The following is a 1316-nucleotide window of genomic DNA, read 5'->3' on the forward strand; positions in this document are numbered from 1 at the left end:
TTTTCTATGACCGAAATGCCCTATTTGTGCTGGGCTTTTTTATACACTAGCACTGGGGTGAATAGTTACAAATATTAAATATGGTGTCATCCCCAACATTGGTGCTATCGCTTATTAATTGTTAGCGGCTTATTTCGGGAACATATTTCCCTGAAAAATTTCAGAATATTTATCTTCAATAATTTTTAAGTTGTTAAAGCCTACACCTATGATTAATAAAAATTTTTACTTATTATACCATTTTAAAAAGAAATAAACATAGAAAAACAAAAAAGAAAGAAACTAAACAACCTTACCCCGATCGAATTTAGGGATAAGGCTGCTTAGTGAATCATTCTTTTTTTAGGTTCATCACCAAATTTTGTGATTTAGTGACAAAAAAGAGAAAGCACTGACGAGATCCTGGCAATAATGTTAGCGGTGAAATAAACATTAAGGAGGTCTCGTAAGTGCTTTCTATACCACTAGGATTGCCAGAATTTAAAGTGATTAAACAAGAACTTCTTTCCTATGGTTATGCGATTCATGTAGAGAAAACAGAGACACAGGAACGTTGCCCTCATTGTGGGTTTGCCACTTCCTCTGTCCACGACAGACGGACAAGAAAAGTACGGGATTTGGCGATTTTCCATCAACCGGTGTACTTGTTCGTAAAGGTAAAGCGCTATCGGTGCTGGAATTGTTCCCAAGTGTTTTCCGCCTCTTTGGAATCGATTCCACCCAATCAACACTACACCAATCGATTTTGTGAGTACTTGTATGAACTTTGCGAAGGCTCCACGATTCAAGAGGTTAGCCGAAAGCACCGCATCCCATATACAACATTGGAACGCATTTATTACTCCATCGCATCGAAAAAAGCAAAAGAGCGTCAAACAGCGATAGAAGCATCTTCTCAAGAAGGAATGGTGCTTAGTTTAGATGAAATCGCTGTAAAAAAGGGACATCAGTATGAAACTGTATTGATGGATGCCAGAGCCGGATCGGTCATGGGAATGCATGCCGATCGCCAATGTGACTCCGCCATCAACTTGTTGAGCCAAAATATCCTGTCGAAAGAAATGGTCCAAACGGTGATTCTTGACATGTGGGAACCTTATCATAAGGCGGTTCGCGCCCTGTTTCCATCTGCTTCGATTGTCATCGATAAGTACCATGTGGTTCAAAAAGTGACCCAAGCCTTGGATCAAGCAAGAAAGGAATTTTCTCCATTGAAAAAGGCTCGATATCTTCTCTTAAAAGGATGTGAAAAGCTTCGTAAGGACCAACGGCTTCGATTAGACGATATCTTGGAGGAGTATCCGGCACTTTCCATT

1 protein-coding gene is annotated in these 1316 nt (G+C 39.8%); it reads left to right on the top strand.

Annotated features, from left to right (window positions below; translation table 11 throughout):
- Positions 1 to 449 precede the first annotated feature (449 nt).
- Positions 450 to 1316 (top strand): ISL3 family transposase (locus DCC82_RS16985; RefSeq protein WP_108430528.1); only part of this gene is annotated, 867 nt, incomplete at its 3' end.

This window comes from Geobacillus sp. LYN3 (genome assembly GCF_003064505.1).
In the GTDB taxonomy this organism is placed as follows: domain Bacteria; phylum Bacillota; class Bacilli; order Bacillales; family Anoxybacillaceae; genus Parageobacillus_B; species Parageobacillus_B toebii.